Consider the following 22,784-nt stretch of genomic DNA (forward strand, 5'->3'; position numbering starts at 1 on the left):
GCTTACCTTAGTGCTTGCTGCCAGGACCGTCCTTCTTGAGCGATTCGAGCGCCGCAAACGGGTTGACGCGCTCTTCCGGCTCGATTTCCTGCTCCGGCACGTCGTCCACGGAATCCACGCCTTCCGCGCCGTCGGGACCCGAGGCGAGGCTTTCGTGAATTTCAGGACAGACTTCGTGCTTCGGCACCAGCGGAAGCGCGAGCAACAACTCCTCTTCGATCAAGTCGACGAGATCGAAATGGCGCGAGCCCACGATCACTTCGACTTCATCGTCGTCGAGCGGAAACTCGTCCGCCTCTTCTTCCGTCTGGACGATACGAAAGGTCGCATCCGCATTGAATGCCTGCTCGTAGGGAGCAAGGCACCGCTGGCACGCGAGCCACGCGCCACCGTGAACAGCAAGCCGCAGGTATGGCTGCGGCCCTTCGGTGGCGTTGTCCTGCAATTCCTGCTGGGTGAAGCCCGCAGCCTGCCAGGTGAACGCGGTGTCGCGATCTGGCGCCTCAGCCGGGACTTCGTTTAACATGCGCGGCAGTTGCGAGACGCGCACGACGCCTGCTGCCTCGCGCTCGCTGCGTGCGAATTCGAAGATATCGAAGTCGCGCGGATTCAGTTCAGCGCCAGCAGGCTTACCAGAATGTTCGGTCATGTGCGCTCTCCTGCTTCAAGGCTTAGGGCGGGACAAGCGATGCGCGAAAAGCCGCCAGCGGCTCGCAGCAATCCAGCCTGGACCGGCCCGCACTGGCCTGCATCGACCTGCGTTTGCCTATATTTGCCATCGACACGCTGCTGCCGGCAAGGTCTTTCGAGCCGTGACGCCGCAAAATTCAGGCGCCCGCACAAGACGTACGACGAGAGCATACCGATGAAAAGCCCAAAATCATATCGCCTTTATCTTTGTGAGTCAAACACTTAAGCTCGCGTACGCAAGTGTCTGTGCGAGCGCGGTTTTCGGGAGCCTCTGACGACGTTCTACGCGAAATCCGCCCCCGTTTTCGAGGCGAAATCCACCCGGAAATCGCCAAAGCACAGCCGCCTTTTCTCCAGCCACATTCGCAGCCGCCCTCATACTCCGATCGAACATGCAGGATTCTCCCTCGCAGGCCCCGCGCACGGGCCGCCCCGCCCTCATCCTCGCCTCCAGCTCGCGCTACCGGCGCGAGTTGCTCGAACGTCTGCGCATTCCGTTCGAGACAGCCGTGCCCGCCGTCGACGAAACGCCGCACCCCGGCGAAACGCCCGAAGCCACGGCGCTGCGCCTCGCTGCCGCGAAGGCCCGCGCAGTGGCCGCCGCCCTGCCCGCCGGCCGCGCGCGCGCGCTCGTGATCGGCTCCGACCAGGTCGCCACCTTCGATGGACGCCAGATCGGCAAGCCCGGCACGCACGAACGGGCGCTCGAGCAGCTGCAGGCCATGCGCGGCCGCGAAGTGTTGTTCCATAGCGCCCTGAGCGTGCTCGACACCGCCACTGGCCAAACGGATACCGTCGATGTCGTCACGAAGGTGCGCTTTCGCGACCTGCCCGACACCGCGCTCGACGCCTATCTGCGCGCCGAAACGCCATACGACTGCGCAGGCAGCGCGAAATCGGAGGGACTTGGCATCGCGCTGCTCGAAGCGATCGAGTCGGACGACCCCACCGCCCTGATCGGCCTGCCGCTCATCGCGCTCACGCGCATGCTGCTTGCCGCGGGCTATCCGTTGCTGGAGACGCAAGCATGAGCCTTGGCACTCTCTATCTGATCCCCAACACGCTGGGCGAAGGCGACGATGCCGCGCTCAACGCCGTCCTGCCCGCGCCCGTGCGCGAACGCGCGGGCGCGCTCGCCAGCTATATCGGCGAAAATGCGAAGACCACGCGCGCCTTCCTCAAGCGCGTGGGCACGACGCGCCCGATCCAGGAAATCGAGATCCGCGAACTCAATGTCAACACGCCCGCCGGCGAGGTCGAGAAGCTGCTCGCACCGCTGCTTGCGGGCATCGACACGGGGCTCGTCTCCGAGGCGGGCGTGCCCGCCGTCGCCGATCCGGGCGCGCTGCTCGTGCGGCGCGCGCACGAGCGCGGGATCAAGGTCGTGCCGCTCGTGGGCCCGAGCTCGATCCTGCTCGCGTTGATGGCGTCGGGCCTGAATGGCCAGAGCTTCGCGTTTCACGGCTACCTCCCCGTCGATGCGAACGAGCGCGTGAAAAAGCTGCGCGATCTGGAGCAGATCTCACGCAAGAGCAAGCAGACGCAGATCTTCATCGAGACGCCCTATCGCAACCGCACACTGCTCGACGCGCTGCTCGCGACCTGCGCCCCGTCCACACTCGTGTGCGTCGCCGCCGATCTCACGCTGCCCACCGAGACGATCGTGAGCCGCGCCGTGTCCGACTGGAAGAAGAAGCCCGCGCCCGAATTGCACAAGCGGCCGGCGATTTTCCTGCTGCTCGCGCACTGAACGCATCGGCGCGCAAAAACGAATCGGCCGCTGCGCAACCATCGCGCAGCGGCCGATTTTTCTCGAGGACGACCGGAAGCGAAAGCGCCGCCGCCGCTCAGTGCACCGATACCTTGCCGCCCATCAGCAGCGAATGCACAGCCGCCGAGCCGATGTTCGCGCCCACGCGCTTCGCCACACGATCGGTGAGGCTCTGCTTGACCGTGTAATCGACGACGTCCGGCGCCTTGATGACCTCGCGCGCCACGTAATCGGTGTCACCGTAGCCGTCCGCGAGACCGAGCTCCACGCTCTTCTGCCCGGTCCAGAACAGGCCCGTGAAGATATCCGGCGAGTCCTTCAGGCGCTTGCCGCGGCCGGCCTTCACGGCGTCGATGAACTGCTGGTGGATCTGGTCGAGCATCTCCTGGGCGTGAGCGTCCATCTTCGGCGTATCGGGCGAGAAGGGATCGAAGAAACCCTTGTTTTCGCCGGAGGTGCGCAGGCGCCGCTGGACGCCGAGCTTGTCCATGAGACCGGTGAAGCCGAATCCGTCCATCAGCACGCCAATCGAACCCACGATGCTCGCCTTGTTGACGTAGATCTTGTCGGCGGCGGCCGCGACGTAATACCCGCCTGAAGCGCACATGTCGCCCACCACCACGTACAGCGGGATGGCCGGGTACTTGGTGCGCAGACGGTGGATCTCGTCGTTGATGATGCCGGCCTGCACCGGGCTGCCGCCGGGGCTGTCGATATGCAGGACCACGCCCGCGGTGCCGTCGTCGTCGAAGGCGCTGTCCAGCGCGCTGATGATGTCGTCGGCGTTCGCCGGGGTGTCGGAGCTGATTTCGCCGTCGAGCGAAACGAGCGCCGTGTGGCGCCCCTCACTCTCCACGCGCGCCCCCGAAAGATCGAGGATCGCCCACGCGATCACTACGAACACGGCGAGAAACGCGAAGCGAAAGAAGATGCGCCAGCGCCGCGCCGCGCGCTGCTCGGTGATCGCCGCGAGGGCGATGCGCTCGAGCGCCTCGCGCTCCCAGCCTGGCGCGGGCGCGCCGCGGTCTGACGAAGCCGCGCGAGGCGCTTCGTTCGAATCAGGGGTCGGATTGTCGGACATGCGAGCGGGTTACGTTCGAAAGGGTCGAAAGGGTCGAAAGTCAGGAATCAGGTTGGGGTCGGACGCAAAGCGTCGTCCGGCAGCCAGAATACCGCACGCCCTTCGGGCGTGTCGCGTTCCTCGACTTGCACGGGGCGCAAACGCCCGCCGCGGCATGGGCCGCCCACGCACTTGCCCGTGTCGGGCTGGTAGATCGCGCCGTGCGTGGCGCACATCAGATAGAGCCCCGACGACTCGAAGAACTGGCCCTCGACCCAGTCGAGCTCCATCGGCACGTGCGCGCAGCGGTTCAGATAGCCGTACACCGCCCCGCCGTAGCGCACGAAGAACACCACGGCCTCGCCGCCCGCGTAGGTCGCGTTCATGCGCCGCCCCTCGCCACCCTCGGCGAGTTCTTCGGCCGCGCAGATGCGCACCGGCGCGAGCGTTGCTGCCTCGGGCGCCGCGCTCATGCGTTCTCCCGCAGCCAGCCCGCGAGCGCGGCCACGTCCGGCGCGACGAAGCGCGGCTCGAGCTTTTCGAGCGCGCCGGACGCATGCGCGCCGTACGCCACGCCGATGCCCGCCGCGCCCGCGTTGATCGCCATCTGCAGATCGTGCGTCGTGTCGCCGATCATCACCGTGCGGCCCAGATCCTGCCCCAGTTCGCGCGTGAGCTCCTGAAGCATGGCCGGATGCGGTTTCGAGAAGGTTTCGTCGGCGCAACGGGTGCCGTCGAAGAGGCTCGTGAGCCGCGAATCCGCCAGTGCGCGGTTCAGCCCCACGCGGCTCTTGCCCGTCGCCACGGCGAGCAGGTAGCCGGTGTCGCGCAGTTCCGTGAGCATCTCGCGCACGCCTGCGAACAGCTCGGTCTGCTGGTCCTTCAGCAAATAATGGATGCGGTAGCGCTCGACGAGCCGCGGGTAGTCGGCCGGATCGAGCGTCGGCGCGGCTATCTGCAGCGCCTCGCGCAAGCCCAGGCCGATCACATAGCTCGCCGCCTCGTCGCCGGGCACGGGCAGGCCGAGGTCGCGGCACGCCGCCTGGATGCTGCGCGTGATATGGGCGGTCGAGTCCATCAGGGTGCCGTCCCAGTCGAACACAATCAGGTCAAATAACTCTCGAGCCATGCAGGACTTCTCCAAACGCTGTCAGATTCGGTGTCATTCGGGACGGGCCGCGTCAGGTCGCGCCGCGTCAGGTCGAGTTGCCGCCGTGGCATCTGCGCCAGCGTCACCCTCGCGTTGCGCACGCAGCGCGTCGACGAAGCTGCGGCAATCGGCCGGCAACGGTGCCTCGAACTGCAACGGGGCGCCCGTAATCGGGTGAGCGAGCTTCAACCGGTGCGCGTGCAGAAACATGCGCTTGATGCCCGGCCGCGCGCCAGTGCGCGCGAGTTCCTTGTTGAGCGCGAAGTCGCCGTACTTGGCGTCGCCGACGATCGGCAGGCCGAGGTGAGCGAGGTGCACGCGGATCTGGTGCGTGCGGCCCGTCTTCAGCTCGGCTTCGAGAAGCGCGTAGCCCGGCCAGCGATCGACGAGATTGAACACCGTGTGCGACGGCATGCCGTCCGCCTGCACGCGCACGCGACGCTCGCCTTCCGGGGTCAGATACTTATGAAGCGGCTCCTTCACGGCGCGCCGACGGCCCCAATCGCTCGCCCATTCGCCATGGACGCAGGCGAAATAGCGCTTGTCGGTTTGGTTATCGCGCATCTGCGCATGCAGGCCCACGAGCGCGGCGCGCTTTTTGGCGAGCATCAGCACGCCCGACGTTTCGCGGTCGAGCCGGTGGACCAGCTCGAGAAACTTGCCCTGCGGGCGCGCCTCGCGCAACTGCTCGATCACGCCGAACGCCACGCCGCTGCCGCCGTGCACGGCCACGCCGGCGGGCTTGTCGATGACGAGCAGCGCGTCGTCCTCGTAGATGACGGGAAACTGGGCCGCCGGCACGGGCGCGGCGCCGGCCGGCGCGCTCGACTGCGACGTGCGGATGGGCGGCACGCGCACAATGTCGCCTTCTGCGAGCCGATACTGCGCATCGATTCGCCCCTTATTTACACGCACTTCCCCGCTGCGCAAAATGCGATAGATGTGGCTTTTCGGCACGCCCTTACAGACGCGCAGGAGAAAATTGTCGATGCGCTGACCGGCCGCGCCCTCGTCGATTTCGACGAACGAAACCTGGTCGCTTGCGACCTGATTCTGGGATGTTTTGCCTAACCCTTTCATTCTGAATATAATTTGCCCAGCGCCGACGCAACGGTAGGCCAAAACGGCCAAATGTTCTGCGAACCACCCAATGGACACCCCAAGGGGGTTATCCTGGACTTGGACCACGCGGCGAGCGCAGGCTGCAAGCGATAAACGGTTATTTTACTTGCGCCCGGGGCTGGTTGCTCACCCCGTTTGATGAGAAGCAACGAGTTGCACGCACGGATCACCACTCCGGCAGGGACGGCGCCCACAGGCACGTTCGGTCAGGAGCGGCTCCGACGGTAACGGAACATTGGTATAAAGAATTTATCCGGCGCGTCCCGCCGCGCGGTCGAAGTGACCGCCGCAGGAGGCGCTGGTGGCGAAAATACGGCGAGCGCCCGAAGCGTCCCGGCAATGTGCGGGACACGGCGACGTCAAAAGTGGCGAGACACCCCGAGGGGGAAGACGGGCGTTCCTGAAAAGCTTCCCGTGCGCGGCCCTGATTGAATTTTGAGGCCGCGAACCTGATCCAGTCGCAAGCGCGCGCGGTTCGCCGCTGCGGCAAGCGTCTGTCACGGCCAGTGCGATGGGCTCAACCATCGGCACGTTCATGGCCACGGCAGGCAGGTGGATTGGAAGCGCAGGAAAACGTTGCCGTCGCGAACCCGCGGCATGTCTCTTCGCTTCTTGAAAACGTATTTCGCATGTGCCCACGCGGCCCCGTCCACGGCAACGCAACGCCGGACCGGCGCCCAGAAAAGGCAATTCTCCCCGCCATCGTTCCCGCTCCAGCGTGCTTGTGACAACACAATAAGGCGCGGCTCGCCGCTGCCCGCACCGTGCTGCCTGGCGTCGCCGCCGCGCACCGTGCGGCTTGCGCGCGAACGCACTGGAGTCGTTCAATGAAACGAATGCTGTTCAACGCGACACAGCAGGAAGAACTGCGTGTCGCCATCGTCGATGGACAAAAGCTCATCGACATCGACATCGAAACCGCCGGGCGCGAACAGCGCAAAGGCAACATCTACAAGGGGATCGTTACCCGTATCGAGCCTTCGCTCGAAGCGTGCTTCGTCAACTACGGCGAAGACCGCCACGGCTTCCTGCCGTTCAAGGAAGTCGCCCGCCAGTACTTCCGCGAAGGCGTCGACATGCGCGGCGCGCGCATTCAGGACGCCCTCAAGGAAGGCCAGGAGCTGATCGTCCAGGTCGAGAAGGAAGAGCGCGGCAACAAGGGCGCCGCCCTCACCACGTTCATCTCGCTCGCCGGGCGCTACCTCGTCCTCATGCCGAACAACCCGCGCGGCGGCGGCGTCTCGCGCCGCATCGAGGGCGACGACCGTCAGGAACTGCGCGAAACCATGGCGCAGCTGCAACTGCCGGACGGCATGAGCATCATCGCGCGCACGGCCGGCATCGGCCGCTCCGCCGAAGAGCTCCAGTGGGACCTGAACTACCTGCTGCAACTGTGGCGCGCCATCGAAGCCGCGTCGCAGGCGGGCCAGTCCGGTCAGCCCATGCTGATCTACCTGGAATCGAGCCTCGTCATTCGCGCGATCCGCGACTACTTCCAGCCCGACATCGGCGAAATCCTCATCGACACCACCGAGATCTATGACCAGGCGCGCGCCTTCATGGATATCGTGATGCCGGACAATGTCAATAAGGTGAAGCGGTATCACGACGACGTGCCGCTTTTTTCGCGTTTCCAGATCGAGCACCAGATCGAAACGGCGTATTCGCGCACGGTACCGCTGCCCTCGGGCGGCGCGATCGTGATCGACCACACCGAAGCCCTGGTCGCCATCGACGTGAACTCGGCGCGCGCCACCAAGGGCGCCGACATCGAGGAAACCGCCGCGCGCACCAACCTCGAAGCCGCCGACGAAGTGGCGCGCCAGCTGCGTCTGCGCGACCTGGGCGGTCTGATCGTGATCGACTTCATCGACATGGAGTCGGCCAAGAGCCAGCGCGAAGTCGAGCAGCGCCTGAAAGACGCGCTGCGCCACGACCGCGCACGCGTGCAGATGGGCAAGATCTCGCGCTTCGGCCTCATGGAGCTGTCGCGCCAGCGCCTGCGCCCCGCCCTCTCGGAAGGCAGCCACGTGACCTGCCCGCGCTGCAACGGCACGGGTCATATCCGCGATACGGAATCGTCGGCGCTTCAGGTGCTGCGCATCATCCAGGAAGAGGCGATGAAGGAGCACACCGCGGCAATTCATTGCCAGGTGCCGGTCGAAGTGACCGCCTTCCTGCTCAACGAAAAGCGTTCGGAAATCAACAAGATCGAGTCGCGCTTCAAGGTCGGCGTCGTGCTGATCCCGAACAAGCACCTCGAAACGCCGCACTACAAGCTCGAGCGCCTGCGTCACGACGATGCGCGCCTCGACGACCCGCGCGCCTCGTGGAAGATGGCCGAGGAAGCGGCTCGCGAGCTCGAGTCGGAAACCGGCTACAGCAAGCGCACCGCCGAAGCCAAGCCCAAGCAGGAAGCCGCGGTGAAGGGCATCACGCCGGAGCGTCCGGCGCCGGGCGCGCCGGTCAAGCCGGCCGAAACCGCGCCCGTCGCGGCGCAGGTGGCCGTCACGCCCGCGGGCGGCGGCTTCTTTGGCTGGGTCAAGCGCCTCTTTGGCGGCGCGCCGGCTGCGGCGCCCGCGCCGGCACCGGTCGCTCAACCCGAAAAGACCGCCCGTCCGACCCGCGAAGCGCGTACCGAGCGCGGTGAAAAGACCGCCAGCGGCGACCGCAATCGCAATCGCCGTTCCGGCGGCCGCGACGCGGCAGGCCGCGGCGAAAGCGCAGGCGGCGCACGTACCGGTCAGCCGGCTGGCCGCCGCGAGGAACGCGAGCCGCGCGAGCCACGTGAACCGCGCGAAGCACGCGAAGGCCGCGGTGCCCGCGAGCAGCGTGAGCCGCGTGAACAACGCGAACCGCGTGAAACCCGCGAAGCACGCGCCGAGCGCGAACAGCGCATCGAACGCGTCGAGCGCGGTCAGGAACGTAGCGATGTCACGGCGGAAGCCGGCGCCGCACGCGGCGAGCGCCGCGAGCGTGGCGAGCGCGGCGAACGCAATGAGCCGCGTCGCCGTCAGCAAGCCGAGGCCGCCGAAGCCCAGGAAGCGCGTCTCGACGCCGCGTCGGCAGGCGCCGAAGGCGTCGAAGCGCCGCACACGGAGGAGCTGCCCGAAGGCATGAGCGCCGGTGCCGACGAAGAAGGCGCACAGCGTGAAGGCGAAGAACGCCGCCGCCGCCGCCGCGGCCGCCGTGGTGGTCGCCGCGAGCGCGAGACAGATGCAGCAGGCCTGACGCCGGGTGCAGACGCACCGGAAGGCGAAGAGCAAGCCGCACCCGCTCAACCGGCGATCGAGCAACCTGCCGTTGCCGCACAAGTGCATGAAGCATCATCGGCCGTAGAAGCGCACACCGAGGCTCCTTTCGAGACTGTCGTGACCGCACAGCCGGCCGCAATCGTCCCCACCGAAGCCGGGCACGTGCCGGCCGCCGCCGGGACGACTACGCCGGTCGAAACCGTCGCGCCCGCTGCAGAGCAAGCTCCGGCACCGACCGAGCAAGCTCCGGTACCCGCCGAAGCCGCGCCGATGAGCGTTGAAACCGCACCGGTAAGCGTTGAAACCGCGCACGTGGTCGAGCCGAAGGCCGAGGAACCTGTGGCGCCCGTCGCACCTGTAGCCCTTGAGGCGCCTGCCGCAGCGGACGAACCGGTCGCGCCGGCAGTCCCGGTTGAGCCGGTTCAGGCCGAAACGCAGCCTGTCGTGCGGGAAGACCGCGTCGAAGCACCGCGGACCGAAGAGCCTGTCGCAGCAGCGCCCCTCGCTCAACCGGAGCCGGCACAAGAAGCGGTAGCAGCCGCTCCGGCGGTCGTCGCGATCACCGAGCCGGCCGCACCGCATCCGGCCCCGGTGGCATCCGCGGCACCCACGGCTGCGGCCGCTGCAGACACGCTGCGCCCGATGCTGGAATCGGCGGGGCTCGTCTGGGTCAATACCGACGCCGACAAGCTGCGCGCCGCGCAGCAAGCCGCCGCCCAGCTGGTGAAGCCGGCACGCGCGCCGCGCGAGCGCAAACCGCTGCCGCCGGTCGACAGCGCGCCGATGCAGCAGGTCGAAACCACGCGCCAGCCGTAAGCGCTGCAAGCGCAACTGGCCGCGCGCCGGGCCTCGAGTCCGGCGCGCCCCGAAAAGCCCGCCCTTCCCGGCGGGCTTTTTTTTGATATATCAGCGTTCTCCCTTGTCTGTCGGCAGCTGCTGGTTCGGCTAAAATTGAGCCAACGCGAGAACGAAGAGACCATGACACGACGCATCATCCCTGTTGCCGACGTTCGATCGCTGCCGCCCGAACTGCCCAGGCCGGCCGCGGGAGCCGTGCGCGCGCCGTCCGGCGCGGTCTTCGACGCGCTCGCCAGACCCCTGCGCGACCTTCGCATCTCGGTCACGGATCGCTGTAATTTCCGCTGCGTGTACTGCATGCCGCGCGCCGTGTTCGACAAGGACTACCCGTTTTTGCCCCATTCCGCACTGCTTTCGCTCGAAGAAATCGAACGGCTCGCGCGGCTTTTCGTCGCGCATGGCGTCAACAAGATCCGCCTCACGGGGGGTGAGCCACTGCTGCGCAAGAACATCGAATTCCTGATCGAGCGCCTCGCCGCGCTGCGCACGCCCGCAGGCCAGCCGCTCGACATCACGCTCACCACCAATGGCTCGCTGCTTGCCCGCAAGGCGCGAGCCCTGCGCGACGCAGGCCTCACACGCGTGACGGTGAGCCTCGACGCCCTCGACGACGCCCTCTTTCGCCGCATGAATGACGCCGACTTCGCGGTGGCCGACGTGCTCGACGGCATTGCGGCGGCACAAGCCGTGGGGCTCGCGCCGATCAAGGTCAACATGGTCGTCAAGCGCGGCACGAACGACGGCGAGATCGTGCCGCTTGCGCGGCATTTCCGCGGCACGGGGGTGACGCTGCGCTTCATCGAATACATGGACGTCGGTACCTCGAACGGCTGGAACATGGCCGAAGTGCTGCCGTCGGCTGAGGTCGTCGCGCGCATTTCCGAGCACTGGCCGCTCGTGTCGCTCGAGCCCCACAATGCCGCCGAAACGGCGCAACGCTGGGGCTACGCGGACGGCGCCGGCGAGATCGGCGCGATCTCCAGCGTGACGCGCGCGTTCTGTGGCGACTGCACGCGCGCGCGCCTTTCGACCGAAGGCAAGCTGTACCTGTGCCTCTTCGCCTCGATGGGTTACGACCTGCGCGCGCTGTTGCGCAACGGCGCCACCGACTCGGCAATCTCCGGCGCCATCGCGCAGGTGTGGGAAGGCCGCGCCGATCGCTATTCGCAGCTGCGAGGCAGCGCGCAGGCGCCGGCGGCCTCCGACGAGCGTCGCATCGAAATGTCCTATATCGGCGGCTGAGCAGCCCATGACACCGATGAGCGCCAACGCCATTTCCTCCGCATCGATCACGGGCCTCGTGCTCGCGGGCGGCCGCGGCCAGCGCATGGGCGGCGCGGACAAGGGCTTGCAGATGCTGCACGGCAAACCGCTCGCGGCGCACGTGCTCGCACGCCTCGCGTCGCAGGTCGGCGCCCTTTCGATCAGCGCGAACCGCAACGGCGATGCTTATGCGGCACTCGGCGCACCATGGCGAGCTAGCGTGCTCGCCGATACGCTGCCCGACTTCCCCGGCCCGCTTGCGGGGCTCCTCGCCGGATTGCGCGCGGCGCAAACCGAATGGCTCCTCACGGCGCCCTGCGACTCGCCCTGGCTGCCAGCCGATCTCGCCGAGCGCCTGGGCCATGCCGCGCTCTCGGAGCGCGCCGACATCGTGACGGCGACCACGACGAATACCGAAGGCGAGGTCTCGCTGCACCCTGTATTCGCGCTCGTGCGCACCTCGCTGGCCGACGACCTCGCCGCCTACCTCGGCGCCGGGGAGCGCAAGGTGCGTGCGTGGTACGCGCGCCACACGGCCGCCGAAGTCGCCTTTGCCGATGAACGTGCGTTTTACAATATCAATTCCTTACAGGAACTGGCCGAACTCGAACGCGCCTGAATTGCAATCGGGCGGCGTCCGGCCAGCCGCCGTCCCCGGCACACGGCCGGCACGCCCGCCTGGACGATCGCCGCACACGCCGTGCGGATGCGACGCTTCCTCACTCGATGACCACGCTTAACCATCCCTCCGGCAGCGCCGGCTGCATCAGCCAGTACGATCCGCAAGCTTTGCCCGTCAGCGCCGCGCAGGCCATCGTGCTGCAGTGGGTGACGCCTCTTGCGGCGAGCGAACGCGTGCCGCTGCGTGAGGCGCTTGCGCGTGTGCTGGCCGAAGACGTGATTTCGCCCATCGATGTCCCCGCGCACAACAACGCCGCGATGGACGGCTACGCGTTCGACGGCGCGGCGCTGGCCGATGCCTCCGGCACCCTCTCGCTCGCCGTGTGCGGCAAGGCCTTCGCCGGTCACGCCTACCCGGGCGAAGTTGCCGCCGCTGCGTGCGTGCGCATCATGACCGGCGCGCCGATGCCCACGGGCTGCGACACCGTCGTGCCGCAAGAGCATGTGTCGGCGCAGGGCGAAGTCATCGCTTTCGAAGCGAACGCCGTCAAGCGCGGCGCGAACGCCCGCCGCAAGGGCGAGGATCTCGCGCGCGGCGGCGTGGCGCTCGCGGCCGGCCGCGTGCTGCGCGCGTCCGACATTGGCTTGCTGGCCTCGCTCGGCCTCGTCGAGGCGCACGTGAAGCAGCGCCTGCGCGTAGCCTACTTCTCGACCGGCGACGAACTGCGCTCGCCGGGCGAGCCGCTCGAGCCGGGCTGCATCTATGACAGCAACCGCTACGCGCTCGGCGCGATGCTGCAGCGCCTGAACGTCGAAGCGATCGACCTCGGCGTCGTGCGGGACGACCCCGCGGCGCTCGCCGCCACACTGAAACTCGCTGCTGAAACCGCCGATGTCGTGCTAACCTCCGGCGGCGTCTCGGTCGGCGAAGCCGATTTCACGCGCACGCAGTTGCAAACGCTCGGCGACGTCTCGTTCTGGGGCCTCGCCATGCGCCCCGGCCGCCCGCTCGCGTTCGGCCGCATCTGGTCGGGCGGACGCCCAGGCGCGGGCCGCGCGGCGCTCCTGTTCGGGCTGCCCGGCAACCCGGTCGCGACGATGGTCTCGTTCTACCAGATCGTGCGCCCCGCGCTCATGGCGATGGCGGGCGCGCAAGCGCAGCCCGTACCGCTCGTGCCAGCACTGAGCGATCAGCCGATCAAAAAGCGCGCGGGCCGCACCGAATTCCAGCGCGGCCTCGCGCGCCGCGACGCCAGCGGCCAGTGGCGCGTCGCGCCGACCGGCTCGCAAAGCTCGGGCGCACTCAGCACGATGAGCGAGGCGAACTGCTTCATCGTGCTCGCCCATGAGGCCGGCGATCTCGATGCCGGCGACGCCGTCGACATCATGCTGTTCGATGGACTCGTCTAGCGCGGCGGCGCCTCAGAGGCCATCAAATCTAACCACACGTCCACACCTGCATAACGGACCGACTACTATGAAAAAACAGATCTCGTTCATCGCTGCGGGCCAGACCGCCAAGGCGCTCATCCTCGTGTACCTGACCTTCAGCGTGCCGATCGTGCTGCTTGGCGTGCTCGTGGCGTTCGTGCGCTATGGCGCGGTCGAACTTTCGACCATCTTCAGCGCGCTGCTGCTCAACGCGATCGTCGGCTTCATCCTGCTGTGGATCGCCTGCCACGCCTACAACTGGGTGGCCTCGCGCTTCGGCGGCATCGAGATCCATCTCTCCGACGTGCCCGAGGAAGCCTGATGGCCGCGACGATCCGCGCCGCCACGGCCGCCGACGTCGGCGCGATGCACGCGCTGATGTACGAGCTCGCGGAGTTCGAAAAGCTCACGCATCTGTTCACGGGCACGGCCGATGGCCTCGCCGACGCCCTGTTCGGCACGCGCCCCGCCGCCGAAGCGCTGGTGGCGGAAGACGCCGGCCGCATCGTCGGCTACGCGCTCTTCTTCCACAACTACTCGACGTTCCTGAGCCGCCGCGGCCTGTATCTCGAAGACCTCTACGTGCAGCCGTCGCAGCGCGGCACCGGCCTCGGCACGGCGATGCTGCGCGCGCTCGCGGCGATCGCCGTCGAACGCGGCTGCGCCCGCTTCGAGTGGACCGTGCTCGACTGGAACACGCCGGCCATCGGCTTCTATGAAAAGCTCGGCGCGACCGTTCTGCCCGACTGGCGCGTCGTGCGCATGACCGGCGATGCGCTCGAAAAGCTCGCCGCGCCCGGTGAAACGATGATCGGGTAAGCCAACGCACCCCACATGCCCGAATACAAACGGGCCGCCTGGATCAGGCGGCCCGTTTGCTTTTGGCGCGCAGGTTGCGGTCACTCGTCGCCGAAGCCCGCTTCGCTTTCTGCGTCGCCGTTACCGTTACGCACCGCGTCGCCGAGGAGATTCGCGGCGGCCTCGCCCGGCAACGCCTCGACGTCGCGCAGCTTGCGGTTCATCGCACGCGTGCGCACCTCCGCCGCTTCGATCGAACGCGTGACCGTTTCGAGCTGCGACTTCGTGCGCGCGAGCACGTCACCGAACTTGCCGAACTCCGTCTTCACCGCGCCCAGCACCTGCCATACCTCGCTCGAGCGGCGCTCGATCGCGAGCGTGCGGAAGCCCATCTGCAGGCTGTTGAGGAGCGCCGTGAGCGTGGTCGGACCTGCCACGCTCACGCGGTAGTCGCGCTGCAGGACATCGGTCAAGCCCGGGCGGCGCAGGATTTCGGCGTAAAGGCCTTCGGTCGGCAGGAACAGCAGCGCGAAATCGGTCGTGTGCGGCGGCGCGACGTACTTCTCGGCGATGGTGCGCGCCTCGGCGCGGATGCGCAGTTCGAGCGCGCGCCCGGCCTCCTCTATCGCGAGCGCGTCCGCGCGCTCCTGCGCATCGATGAGACGCTCGTAGTCTTCGCGCGGGAATTTGGCGTCGATCGGCAGCCAGACCGGCTCGCCTTGCTCCGCGCCCCCCACGCCGCGTCCTGGCAGGCGAATCGCGAATTCCACGCGCTCCGTGCTCCTCGGCACCGTCGCGACGTTCTTCGCGTACTGGTCGGGCGTGAGCATCTGCTCAAGCAGCGCTTCGAGCTGCACTTCGCCCCAGGTGCCGCGCGTTTTCACATTGGTGAGCACCTTCTTCAGATCGCCCACGCCTGCGGCCAGCGTCTGCATCTCGCCAAGCCCGCGATGCACCTGCTCCAGCCGGTCGGAAACGAGCTTGAACGATTCGCCAAGGCGCTGTTCGAGCGTGGCGTGCAGCTTCTCGTCGACCGTGCGGCGCATTTCCTCGAGCTTCGCCGCGTTGTTCGCTTCGATGTCCTTCAAGCGCTGTTCGAGCGTCGCGCGCACTTCGGCGAAGCGCCGGTCGTTGACTTCTGTGAGTTGCCCGAGCTGCTGCGTGAGCAACGCGCCGAAGTGGCGCAGCGCGGCGCCCTGCTCGTCGCGCGCCTGCTGGGCCTGCTGTTGCAGGCTCTGGCGCACGGCGTCGAGCTGCTGCGTATTGGCCGCCGTGAGTTTGGCGAGCTGCTGCGCGAAACCGTCGATCTGACTGTTCTGCACGGTCGCGATGCTGCCGAGCTGCGCCGCAAGCGCCTGCTGCACCTGCGCGAAGCCGCCGCCGAATTCGCTGCGCGAGCTCTGCGCCGTGCGCGCAATCTCGTTGCGCAGCTCGCGCTCGATGCGCTCGGCCGCGCGCGCCTGCGTGTCGGTCGAGGCGGCGAGGCGGTCGCTCAGTTGATCGAGCGCGTCGAGCGTGGCCTCGGCGTCGCCGTCGCCATGGCCTTGACGCGCGCGCAGCAACGCCACGAGCGTCACGACAAATGCGATCGCCAGCGCAACGATCGCCAGCGACATGACTGCGAGCGGACTCATGTGCGCGCTTGCCCCAACACGGCGGGGTTGATCGGATTGGGCGGCTGCCCGGCGCGCGGACCCTCGCCGAGCGCGGCGATGAGGTTATCGGCGGCGAGGTTCGCCATGGCGCGGCGCGTGGCTCCGCTCGCACTCGCGATGTGCGGCGTGAGCACGACGTTCTCCACTTCGAGCAACGCCGGATGCACGCGCGGCTCGCCCTCGAACACGTCGAGGCCCGCCGCCGCGATCTGGCGCGTGCGCAGCGCGTGCGCGAGCGCCGCGTCGTCGACGATGCCGCCGCGCGCGATGTTGGTGAGCGTGGCCGTGGGTTTCATCAGCGCGAGTTCCGCTGCGCCGATCGTGTGATGGTTTTGCGCCGTGTACGGCAGCACGAGCACGACGTGGTCGGCCTGCCTGAGCAGGTCTTCCTTCGACAGATAGTCGGCGTTCAGCTCGCGCTCGATCTCAGGCGCGACGCGCGAACGGTTGTGATACACCACGCGCATGTTGAAGCCGCGCGCACGGCGCGCAAGCGCCTGGCCGATACGGCCCATGCCGATCACACCGAGCGTGGCGCCATGAATGTCCGAGCCGAGAAACGCGTCGAACGACCACTTGTCCCACTTGCCCGCGCGCAGGAAGTGCTCCGATTCCGTCACGCGGCGCGCGGCCGCCATCATCAGCGCCCAGCCGAAGTCGGCCGTGGTTTCGTTGAGCACGTCGGGCGTGTTGGTGCCGAGCACATTGACTGCGTTGAAGGCGGCCATGTCGAAGTTGTTGTAGCCCACGGCCATGTTCGACACCACGCGCAGGCGCGGCGCCGCGGCGAGCGTTGCGGCGCCGATCGGGTCGCCCGCGGTGAGCGCGCCGTCCTTGTCGGCGAGACGCTGGTGCAGTGCCTCGGGCGAAAGCGCCTCGCCGTTGTTCCAGTCCACCTCGAAATACTGCTTCAGCCGGTCGATCACGTCAGGAAAGATCGGGCGCGCCACGAGAATCTTTTGCATCGTTGCTCTCCACACTTCAGTCGATGTCCGTCATTGTTGCGCGCGACGGGGCGCTCAGGGAAGTCTTGCGCGCTTTTTGCAGGCCGGCTCGCAAGCGGCTTGCGGCTAGACGAAAAAGAGCCAGGTGGCCGCGAGAAAGACCGGCGCGAGCAGCACGCCCGACCAGCCAAGATAGCCGAAGAAGCCCGGCATGCGCACGCCGCGCGACTGCGCGATCGCCTTCACCATGAAGTTCGGCGCGTTGCCGATATAGGTGAGCGCGCCCATCCACACCGCGCCCGCCGAGATCGCGGCGAGCGTTTTCGCGCCGCCGGACATGAGCGCGTTGGCGTCGCCGCCTGCGAGATTGAAGAACACGAGGTAGGTGGGCGCGTTGTCGAGAAACGACGAGAGGAGACCCGTCGCCCAGAAGTACATCGCTTCGTTCGGGCGGCCCGGTGCGTCGTTCACGAAGCGGATCAGTGCGGCGAACGCGCCCGCCTCGCCCGCGCGCAGCATCGCGATGACCGGCGTGATCGTCACGAAAATGCCCGCGAACAGCTTGGCCACCTCGACGATCGGCGCCCACTCGAAACCGTTGTCGGCGCGCGCCGTTTTCGACGTGAACGCGAGCGAAATGAGTGCGAGCGCAACGAGTCCCCCATCGCGCAGGAGGTTCTGCAACTGCAGGTGTGCGCCCGCGACCTCGAAAACGATACCCGGACGCCACACGCCGCTCATCAGCACGAGCGCGATGAGCAGGGCGAGCAGCACGAAATTTGCCTTACCGCCGATGGAGAGCGCGTCTGTGTCCGGCGTCGGGTCGAGCGAAGCGGCGCGCGCTTCCCCGGCGCGGAGGAAGTACCAGCTGTCGAGCGCGTAGAACACCGCGAGCAGCACGCCGCACACGAACAGCATCGGCAACGCGAGATGCTGCGCAGTCCAGAAGAATCCAACGCCGTTGAGAAAGCCGAGGAACAGCGGCGGATCGCCGAGCGGCGTGAGCAGGCCGCCCGCGTTCGCGACGAGAAAGATGAAGAACACGACCACGTGCACGTTGTGCCGGCGGTTGTCGTTCGCGCGCAGGAGCGGGCGGATCAACAGCATCGCCGCACCCGTCGTGCCCATCACGCTCGCGAGCACGGTGCCGAGCGCGAGAATTGCCGTGTTCATGCGCGGCGAACCGCGCAGATTCCCGTACACGCAGATGCCGCCCGCAATCGTATAGAGCGCGCCGAGCAACACGATGAAGGGCAGATATTCGTCGACGACGGCGTGCACGAAAAGCGGATACGTCACGCCGACACCATGCGTGGCCGCGAACGGCAGCAGGAACGCGAGCGCCCATCCCGCCGAAATCTTGCCGAAGTGGTGATGCCAGAACGTGGCCGCGAACATCGGGAAGAACGCGATCGACAGCAGCATGCCGGCGAACGGCAGCGCCCAGGCGGCGCTGAGCGATGCGCTGTCCAGGGCCGCCGCGTGGGCGTTCGTGCTGAAGAGCGTCAGCGCGGCGAAGAGCGTCCCCGCACAAGGGCTCGCCGTGTTGCGCTTACGCGCCATGCACGACGATCACATGCACGCGATACGGCCCGTGCGCGCCAAGGACGATGGTCTGCTCGATGTCGCCGGTGCGCGAAGGCCCCGAAACGAAGTTGACCGCGCGCGGCAGCTCTCCGCGTTCGGCGCGCATGAGCGCGAAGGCGTCTTCGTGGCCCGCGACGATGCGCGAAGCGGGCACGACGGCGATGTGCGTTTCGGGCAGCAGCGCGCCCGAGGCCCACGTCTGGGGGCTGGAGAGCAGGACCAGCGTGCCGGTTTCGGCCGTGGCGCAGAAGCAGCCGGTGAGGCCGACGAGATCGCGATCTTCGGGCTTGCGAAACTGAACGGCGAGACCCGCGCCGGCCCAGTCGAACGTTTCGAGCGTCTGCCACGCGACGGCCTGCATCGGCAGGCTGCGCTCCGCGAGATAGCGTTGCGCGGCGGCGGGCGCGTCAGCGAGCTGCTGGACTTCGTCGACCGTGCTCGACATCTTGCGCGCCTCGCCAACGAAGCGCGCGACGAGATCGCCTTCCAGCGGCGGCCGCGGACCTTCGGGATGACGCGCGAGGTAGTCGGCCACGGCTTCCCGCTCTTGCGGCGCGGGCGTAGCCTCGCGTCCCTGCGCCGCGCGAATGCGCGCGAGTATGCTGCGGCGGGCGGCCGTCGTATCCATGAACGTCCTCGTCAGATGAAGAAAAGCGACGCGCCGATTATACCGGGGCGTCGCCTGCGATCTGCGGGTCGCGGGGGTGCGTTTTTCAGCCGCTTATTTGCCCGCGCACTCTTCTTCCACGGGCTGCTCGATACCGAACACCTGGCGCAGATAGGCGAGATACGCCTTGTCGTCGCACATGTTCTTGCCCGGCGAATCGGAGAGCTTGGCAACGGGCTGACCATTGCAGCGGACCATCTTGATGACGATCTGCAGCGGCTGGTAGCCCAGGTCGTTGGTGAGGTTCGTGCCCACGCCGAACGCGAGGCGGCAGCGCTCGCCGAAACGCTCGTACAGGCGCAGCACCTTGGGAATGTCGAGCGCGTCCGAGAAGATCATCGTCTTCGTGCGGGGATCGCAGCGGTTGTCCTCGTAGTGCTTGAGCAGGCGCTCGCCCCACTCGAACGGATCGCCCGAGTCGTGTCGTGCGCCGTCGAAGAGCTTGCAGAAGTACATGTCGAAGTCGCGCAGAAAGGCCCGCATGCCGTAGACGTCCGAGAGCGCAATACCCAGGTCGCCGCGGTACTCCTTCGCCCACATCTCGAAGCCGAAGATCTGTGAGTCGCGCAGACGCGGCCCGAGCGCCTGGCACGCCTGCAGATACTCGTGCGCCATCGTGCCGAGCGGCGTGAGGTTGTGCTTCATCGCGTAGTAGACGTTGCTCGTGCCGGTGAACTGCTCGCCGAGATCGTCCTTGAGCGTGAGGATCACCTCCTCGTGCCAGCGCTTCGAGAAGCGGCGGCGCGTGCCGTAATCGGCGATCTTGCAGTCGGCGAATTCGGGCTTCGCGCCGAGCAACTCGATCTTGTGGCGCAGGCGCTCGCGCCCCTCCTCGTACTGCGGATGATGCTGCGTGTTGCGGAAATACACCTCGTTGACGATGGCGAGCACCGGGATCTCGAAGAGGATCGTGTGCAGCCAAGGCCCCTTGATCTCGATGTCGATCTCGCCGTTGGCCTTGGGCGACGGCGTGACCGAGATGTATTTTTCGTTGAGGTGAAAGAGCGCGAGAAAGTCGATGAAGTCGCTCTTGATGAAGCGCATCTTGCGCAGGTAGTCGAGCTCGGTCTCGGCGAAACGCAGCCTGCACAGCTTCTGGATCTCGCTGCGGATCTCGTCGACGTAGGGCACGAGATCGACGTTCGGCGTGCGGCAGCGGAAACGATATTCCACATTGGCCGCGGGGAAATGATGCAGCACCACCTGCATCATGGTGAATTTGTAGAGATCGGTATCGAGCAGCGAAGTAATGATCATGATGGGCCAGCCGGACTACAATCGGATAGCGCCCGCGAAGCGGGAACCGGAACCGCTGCCGGGCAGATGCCCCGCAGCGATTCCGGGCGGCAGGCGCCAGCGGTGCGTCCATGTTACCCGAATGCCTGCGCGCGCCGCGTGCCCGCCGGCACGCCCCCTCGCGCGCAAGGGGTAAAACGTTGCGGATCACCGTGGCATATAAACTAATCACGAAACGATCTAAGGACGGTCGCGGGCCTGTGGTTGGGGTAATTCCTCATCAGTTACAATACCGCTTTTGGCGAACCGCCATCCCCCGATACGAAAAGCTTGCAGGAGCTGCCTGAATGACTCACGTTGTGACCGAGAGCTGCATCAAGTGCCGCTATACCGACTGCGTCGATGTGTGCCCGGTGGACTGCTTTCGCGAAGGTCCCAACTTCCTCGCGATCGACCCGGACGAGTGCATCGACTGCGCCGTATGCGTTGCCGAGTGCCCGGTGAACGCCATTTACGCCGAGGAAGACGTGCCTGGCGACCAGCAATCGTTCATCGAGCTGAACGCCGACCTCGCGAAGGGCTGGCCGAGCATCACCAAGACCAAGGCCCCGCTGCCGGAAGCCGACGAATTCAAGGACGTGAAGGACAAGCTCGCGCTGCTCGCACGCTAATCGCGCGCTGATCGCTTGTTCGGGGTGTCGCCCCGTCTCCTGTGTGGACAGTCCCTCGCGCAGCGGATTGCCCTAAACAGATCGCGACAGGGTATTGACAGGCCCAGCCAGACCCCATAGAATCTCGTTCTCTGCTTTTGTTGATCCCCGATAGCTCAGTCGGTAGAGCGCCGGACTGTTAATCCGTAGGTCCCTGGTTCGAGCCCAGGTCGGGGAGCCAAGATTCGCAAAAGCCCGTTCGTGTTGATCACAACGCACAACGGGTTTTTTTATGACGTAAAGCGTTGTAGCTGTACTGCTGTTCCCCGATAGCTCAGTCGGTAGAGCGCCGGACTGTTAATCCGTAGGTCCCTGGTTCGAGCCCAGGTCGGGGAGCCAAGATATCGAGGGGTTGCGTGTTTGCACGCAAACCCCTTTTTCTTTTGGTGCGCGCGTGGCGCGCGCCGCCCTCCCCGATAATGTCGCTTCGTCATCTTCGGGAATCCGCATGAAATCCACCCGCCTTGCCGCTCGCCTTGCGCGCCCGCTGCTCGCCTGCGCGAGCCTCGTCGCCTGCGCCGCCGCCCACGCCGAGCAGATCGGCAGTGTGAACACCAACTTCCGCATAACCGGCTCGGACAAGGTCGTGGTCGAGGCCTACGACGATCCGCAGGTGCCAGGCATTACCTGCTATGTCTCGCGCGCACGCACGGGCGGCGTGAAGGGCACGCTCGGCATTGCGGAAGATCCGACGGAGGCGTCGATCGCGTGCCGGCAGGTCGGGCCGATCTCGTTCGCTGGCCCGCTCAAACAGCAGGCCGACGTCTTCAACGAGCGCATGTCGCTCCTCTTCAAGACGTTGCACGTCGTGCGCGTGGTCGACGCGAAGCGCAACGCGCTCGTGTATCTGACCTACAGCGACCGCGTGGTGAGCGGCAGCGCCAAGAACAGTGTCACGGCCGTGCCGGTGCCCGCGGGCACGACGATTCCGCTGCGCTAAACTGGGGATCCGTGCAGGATCCTCCACCATGACCGATTCCCGTTTTCGAGACTCCGCCCGCTACTGGCGCACGCCGCTTCTGCCCGGCGCGGATCTCGTCACGGCCGAATACAACGAACATACGTTCGCGCCGCACTGGCACGAGGCCTACACGATCCCCGTGATCGAGGGCGGCGCGGAATGCTTTCGCTATCGCGGCACCCAGCATGTCGCCGCAACGGGCAGCGTACCGGTGATCAATCCGGGTGAGCTGCACACGGGTTCGCGCGCCGTCGAAGAAGGCTGGAGCTATCGGGTGATGTACGTGCCGATCGACTTCCTGCACGAGCTTGCCGGCGAAATCGCCGGGCGCACGCAGCCGCTGCCGTGGTTCGACGCCGAGGTGATCCACGATCTCGATCTCGCGCATCGGCTCTCGCGCGCTCACCGGCTGCTGGAAGCCGACGCTGACTGGCGGCGCGCCGCGGCCGTGCCGGAATCCGCCACGAGCGCCAGTCTGGCTGGCGTGACGGCGCTCCCCGCGCCTTCCGGCGCACCGCATGCCGCACCGCCTTCGACGCCGTGTGCCGATCTGCTCGCGGTGGAAGGCTCGCTGCTCGACGCGCTCTCGACGCTGCTCACGCGCTACGGCCGCACGCGCGAGGCGGCGCTCAGGCACGGTCCGAACGATCCGCGCGTGGAAACGATGAAGGCGCTCCTCGCCGCCGATCTCGCCACGCCGCTGCGCGTGGCCGATCTCGCCCAGGCGGTCGGCCTCTCGCCGTTTCACGCCACGCGGCTCTTCACGCAGGCGACCGGACTGCCGCCGCACGCCTGGCGCACCCAGCTGCGCCTGCAACGCGCCCTCGCCCCGCTGCGCGACGGCGCCACGGTCGCCGAAGTCGCGGCGGCGAGCGGTTTCACCGACCAGAGCCATTTCACGCGGCACTTTCGGCGCATGTTCGGCGTGCCGCCGGGGCGCTGGCAATCGTCCTGAACGCGCGAGCCCGCGTTCCGCCGCAAGAACGTACAAGCCACGCGTAAGGCC

21 protein-coding genes and 2 tRNA genes are annotated in these 22,784 nt (G+C 66.9%); 13 read left to right on the plus strand and 10 right to left on the minus strand.

All coding sequences use genetic code 11. The annotated features are described in order from the left end of the window. Nucleotides 1-7: 7 nt before the first annotated feature. On the minus strand, nucleotides 8-649 hold the full coding sequence (locus tag M3I56_RS16780; RefSeq protein WP_254334068.1) for a DUF177 domain-containing protein: 642 nt from the start codon (nucleotides 647-649) through the stop codon (nucleotides 8-10). A 433-nt stretch (nucleotides 650-1,082) separates the two neighbouring features. On the opposite strand from M3I56_RS16780, the gene M3I56_RS16785 reads away from it, so the two are divergent. Continuing rightward, nucleotides 1,083-1,721: a Maf-like protein gene (locus M3I56_RS16785; RefSeq protein ID WP_254354942.1), complete on the plus strand. Its 639-nt coding sequence runs from the start codon at nucleotides 1,083-1,085 to the stop codon at nucleotides 1,719-1,721. Further along, nucleotides 1,718-2,440, plus strand: a complete 723-nt coding sequence (locus tag M3I56_RS16790; RefSeq protein ID WP_254354943.1) for an SAM-dependent methyltransferase — start codon at nucleotides 1,718-1,720, stop codon at nucleotides 2,438-2,440. The genes M3I56_RS16785 and M3I56_RS16790 overlap by 4 nt, the downstream gene beginning before the upstream one ends. A 97-nt stretch (nucleotides 2,441-2,537) precedes the next feature. Here M3I56_RS16790 and M3I56_RS16795 read toward each other — a convergent pair whose 3' ends face one another. Genes M3I56_RS16795 through M3I56_RS16810 form a run of 4 tightly spaced genes read right to left on the minus strand, consistent with a single transcriptional unit; the run spans nucleotide 2,538 to nucleotide 5,751 of the window. Beyond that, a complete protein-coding gene (locus tag M3I56_RS16795) occupies nucleotides 2,538-3,542 on the minus strand; it encodes a S49 family peptidase (RefSeq protein WP_254354944.1) in 1,005 nt (334 codons plus the stop codon). Between the two features lie 47 nt (nucleotides 3,543-3,589). Next, nucleotides 3,590-3,994, minus strand: a complete 405-nt coding sequence (locus M3I56_RS16800) for a Rieske 2Fe-2S domain-containing protein (protein ID WP_254354945.1) — start codon at nucleotides 3,992-3,994, stop codon at nucleotides 3,590-3,592. Then, nucleotides 3,991-4,650 carry an HAD-IA family hydrolase gene (locus M3I56_RS16805; protein ID WP_028206693.1) on the minus strand — a complete coding sequence of 220 codons (660 nt, stop codon included), beginning with the start codon at nucleotides 4,648-4,650 and terminating at the stop codon, nucleotides 3,991-3,993. Before M3I56_RS16805 ends, M3I56_RS16800 begins: the two co-directional genes overlap by 4 nt. 33 nt (nucleotides 4,651-4,683) lie before the next feature. Then, on the minus strand, nucleotides 4,684-5,751 hold the full coding sequence (locus M3I56_RS16810) for an RluA family pseudouridine synthase (protein ID WP_254354946.1): 1,068 nt from the start codon (nucleotides 5,749-5,751) through the stop codon (nucleotides 4,684-4,686). An 869-nt stretch (nucleotides 5,752-6,620) separates the two neighbouring features. On the opposite strand from M3I56_RS16810, the gene M3I56_RS16815 reads away from it, so the two are divergent. From M3I56_RS16815 to M3I56_RS16840, 6 genes are all read left to right on the plus strand, one after another. After that, entirely contained in the window at nucleotides 6,621-9,863 is a 3,243-nt protein-coding gene (locus tag M3I56_RS16815; RefSeq protein WP_254354947.1) for an Rne/Rng family ribonuclease, read from the plus strand. 162 nt (nucleotides 9,864-10,025) lie between these two features. After that, nucleotides 10,026-11,147 carry a GTP 3',8-cyclase MoaA gene (gene moaA, locus M3I56_RS16820; protein WP_254354948.1) on the plus strand — a complete coding sequence of 374 codons (1,122 nt, stop codon included), beginning with the start codon at nucleotides 10,026-10,028 and terminating at the stop codon, nucleotides 11,145-11,147. A gap of 7 nt (nucleotides 11,148-11,154) precedes the next feature. After that, the gene (mobA, locus tag M3I56_RS16825) at nucleotides 11,155-11,787 is read left to right on the plus strand and encodes a molybdenum cofactor guanylyltransferase MobA (protein WP_375541737.1); all 633 of its coding nucleotides are present in this window, start codon (nucleotides 11,155-11,157) and stop codon (nucleotides 11,785-11,787) included. Nucleotides 11,788-11,894: 107 nt separating this feature from the next. Beyond that, on the plus strand, nucleotides 11,895-13,199 hold the full coding sequence (gene glp / locus M3I56_RS16830; RefSeq protein ID WP_254354949.1) for a gephyrin-like molybdotransferase Glp: 1,305 nt from the start codon (nucleotides 11,895-11,897) through the stop codon (nucleotides 13,197-13,199). A gap of 67 nt (nucleotides 13,200-13,266) precedes the next feature. Continuing rightward, nucleotides 13,267-13,542 carry a hypothetical protein gene (locus tag M3I56_RS16835; protein ID WP_028206699.1) on the plus strand — a complete coding sequence of 92 codons (276 nt, stop codon included), beginning with the start codon at nucleotides 13,267-13,269 and terminating at the stop codon, nucleotides 13,540-13,542. After that, the gene (locus M3I56_RS16840; protein WP_028206700.1) at nucleotides 13,542-14,039 is read left to right on the plus strand and encodes a GNAT family N-acetyltransferase; all 498 of its coding nucleotides are present in this window, start codon (nucleotides 13,542-13,544) and stop codon (nucleotides 14,037-14,039) included. Before M3I56_RS16835 ends, M3I56_RS16840 begins: the two co-directional genes overlap by 1 nt. An 80-nt stretch (nucleotides 14,040-14,119) precedes the next feature. Here the strand turns inward: M3I56_RS16840 and M3I56_RS16845 are convergent, their stop codons facing one another. From M3I56_RS16845 to pncB, 5 genes are all read right to left on the minus strand, one after another. Continuing rightward, on the minus strand, nucleotides 14,120-15,634 hold the full coding sequence (locus M3I56_RS16845) for a DNA recombination protein RmuC (RefSeq protein ID WP_375541739.1): 1,515 nt from the start codon (nucleotides 15,632-15,634) through the stop codon (nucleotides 14,120-14,122). 14 nt (nucleotides 15,635-15,648) lie between these two features. Further along, nucleotides 15,649-16,638 carry a D-glycerate dehydrogenase gene (locus M3I56_RS16850; protein WP_254354951.1) on the minus strand — a complete coding sequence of 330 codons (990 nt, stop codon included), beginning with the start codon at nucleotides 16,636-16,638 and terminating at the stop codon, nucleotides 15,649-15,651. Nucleotides 16,639-16,743: 105 nt separating this feature from the next. Further along, nucleotides 16,744-18,180: a sodium:proton antiporter gene (locus M3I56_RS16855; RefSeq protein WP_254354952.1), complete on the minus strand. Its 1,437-nt coding sequence runs from the start codon at nucleotides 18,178-18,180 to the stop codon at nucleotides 16,744-16,746. Next, nucleotides 18,170-18,832, minus strand: a complete 663-nt coding sequence (locus tag M3I56_RS16860; RefSeq protein WP_254354953.1) for a lactate utilization protein C — start codon at nucleotides 18,830-18,832, stop codon at nucleotides 18,170-18,172. Before M3I56_RS16860 ends, M3I56_RS16855 begins: the two co-directional genes overlap by 11 nt. A 93-nt stretch (nucleotides 18,833-18,925) precedes the next feature. Next, nucleotides 18,926-20,128: a nicotinate phosphoribosyltransferase gene (gene pncB / locus M3I56_RS16865; protein ID WP_254354954.1), complete on the minus strand. Its 1,203-nt coding sequence runs from the start codon at nucleotides 20,126-20,128 to the stop codon at nucleotides 18,926-18,928. Nucleotides 20,129-20,454: 326 nt separating this feature from the next. Here pncB and fdxA point away from each other — a divergent pair, with 326 nt between their 5' ends. The 5 genes from fdxA (at nucleotide 20,455) to M3I56_RS16890 (ending at nucleotide 22,733) form a co-directional block, all read left to right on the plus strand. Beyond that, nucleotides 20,455-20,778, plus strand: a complete 324-nt coding sequence (gene fdxA, locus M3I56_RS16870) for a ferredoxin FdxA (RefSeq protein ID WP_028206706.1) — start codon at nucleotides 20,455-20,457, stop codon at nucleotides 20,776-20,778. A gap of 144 nt (nucleotides 20,779-20,922) precedes the next feature. Further along, nucleotides 20,923-20,998, plus strand: a tRNA-Asn gene (locus M3I56_RS16875). Nucleotides 20,999-21,080: 82 nt separating this feature from the next. Further along, nucleotides 21,081-21,156 (plus strand) — tRNA-Asn (locus M3I56_RS16880). 109 nt (nucleotides 21,157-21,265) lie between these two features. Continuing rightward, nucleotides 21,266-21,757, plus strand: a complete 492-nt coding sequence (locus tag M3I56_RS16885) for a CreA family protein (protein WP_254354955.1) — start codon at nucleotides 21,266-21,268, stop codon at nucleotides 21,755-21,757. A gap of 28 nt (nucleotides 21,758-21,785) precedes the next feature. Next, entirely contained in the window at nucleotides 21,786-22,733 is a 948-nt protein-coding gene (locus M3I56_RS16890) for an AraC family transcriptional regulator (protein WP_254354956.1), read from the plus strand. Nucleotides 22,734-22,784 lie beyond the last annotated feature (51 nt).

The organism is Paraburkholderia sp. CNPSo 3281 (assembly GCF_024206515.1).
Lineage (GTDB): Bacteria > Pseudomonadota > Gammaproteobacteria > Burkholderiales > Burkholderiaceae > Paraburkholderia > Paraburkholderia nodosa.

Bases quoted from the DNA above. Each gene is read 5' to 3' on its own strand.
- M3I56_RS16780 (WP_254334068.1), bottom strand. From the start codon at position 649: ATGACCGAACATTCTGGTAAGCCTGCTGGCGCTGAACTGAATCCGCGC.
- M3I56_RS16785 (WP_254354942.1), top strand. From the start codon at position 1,083: ATGCAGGATTCTCCCTCGCAGGCCCCGCGCACGGGCCGCCCCGCCCTC.
- M3I56_RS16790 (WP_254354943.1), top strand. From the start codon at position 1,718: ATGAGCCTTGGCACTCTCTATCTGATCCCCAACACGCTGGGCGAAGGC.
- M3I56_RS16795 (WP_254354944.1), bottom strand. From the start codon at position 3,542: ATGTCCGACAATCCGACCCCTGATTCGAACGAAGCGCCTCGCGCGGCT.
- M3I56_RS16800 (WP_254354945.1), bottom strand. From the start codon at position 3,994: ATGAGCGCGGCGCCCGAGGCAGCAACGCTCGCGCCGGTGCGCATCTGC.
- M3I56_RS16805 (WP_028206693.1), bottom strand. From the start codon at position 4,650: ATGGCTCGAGAGTTATTTGACCTGATTGTGTTCGACTGGGACGGCACC.
- M3I56_RS16810 (WP_254354946.1), bottom strand. From the start codon at position 5,751: ATGAAAGGGTTAGGCAAAACATCCCAGAATCAGGTCGCAAGCGACCAG.
- M3I56_RS16815 (WP_254354947.1), top strand. From the start codon at position 6,621: ATGAAACGAATGCTGTTCAACGCGACACAGCAGGAAGAACTGCGTGTC.
- moaA (WP_254354948.1), top strand. From the start codon at position 10,026: ATGACACGACGCATCATCCCTGTTGCCGACGTTCGATCGCTGCCGCCC.
- mobA (WP_375541737.1), top strand. From the start codon at position 11,155: ATGACACCGATGAGCGCCAACGCCATTTCCTCCGCATCGATCACGGGC.
- glp (WP_254354949.1), top strand. From the start codon at position 11,895: ATGACCACGCTTAACCATCCCTCCGGCAGCGCCGGCTGCATCAGCCAG.
- M3I56_RS16835 (WP_028206699.1), top strand. From the start codon at position 13,267: ATGAAAAAACAGATCTCGTTCATCGCTGCGGGCCAGACCGCCAAGGCG.
- M3I56_RS16840 (WP_028206700.1), top strand. From the start codon at position 13,542: ATGGCCGCGACGATCCGCGCCGCCACGGCCGCCGACGTCGGCGCGATG.
- M3I56_RS16845 (WP_375541739.1), bottom strand. From the start codon at position 15,634: ATGTCGCTGGCGATCGTTGCGCTGGCGATCGCATTTGTCGTGACGCTC.
- M3I56_RS16850 (WP_254354951.1), bottom strand. From the start codon at position 16,638: ATGCAAAAGATTCTCGTGGCGCGCCCGATCTTTCCTGACGTGATCGAC.
- M3I56_RS16855 (WP_254354952.1), bottom strand. From the start codon at position 18,180: ATGGCGCGTAAGCGCAACACGGCGAGCCCTTGTGCGGGGACGCTCTTC.
- M3I56_RS16860 (WP_254354953.1), bottom strand. From the start codon at position 18,832: ATGGATACGACGGCCGCCCGCCGCAGCATACTCGCGCGCATTCGCGCG.
- pncB (WP_254354954.1), bottom strand. From the start codon at position 20,128: ATGATCATTACTTCGCTGCTCGATACCGATCTCTACAAATTCACCATG.
- fdxA (WP_028206706.1), top strand. From the start codon at position 20,455: ATGACTCACGTTGTGACCGAGAGCTGCATCAAGTGCCGCTATACCGAC.
- M3I56_RS16885 (WP_254354955.1), top strand. From the start codon at position 21,266: ATGAAATCCACCCGCCTTGCCGCTCGCCTTGCGCGCCCGCTGCTCGCC.
- M3I56_RS16890 (WP_254354956.1), top strand. From the start codon at position 21,786: ATGACCGATTCCCGTTTTCGAGACTCCGCCCGCTACTGGCGCACGCCG.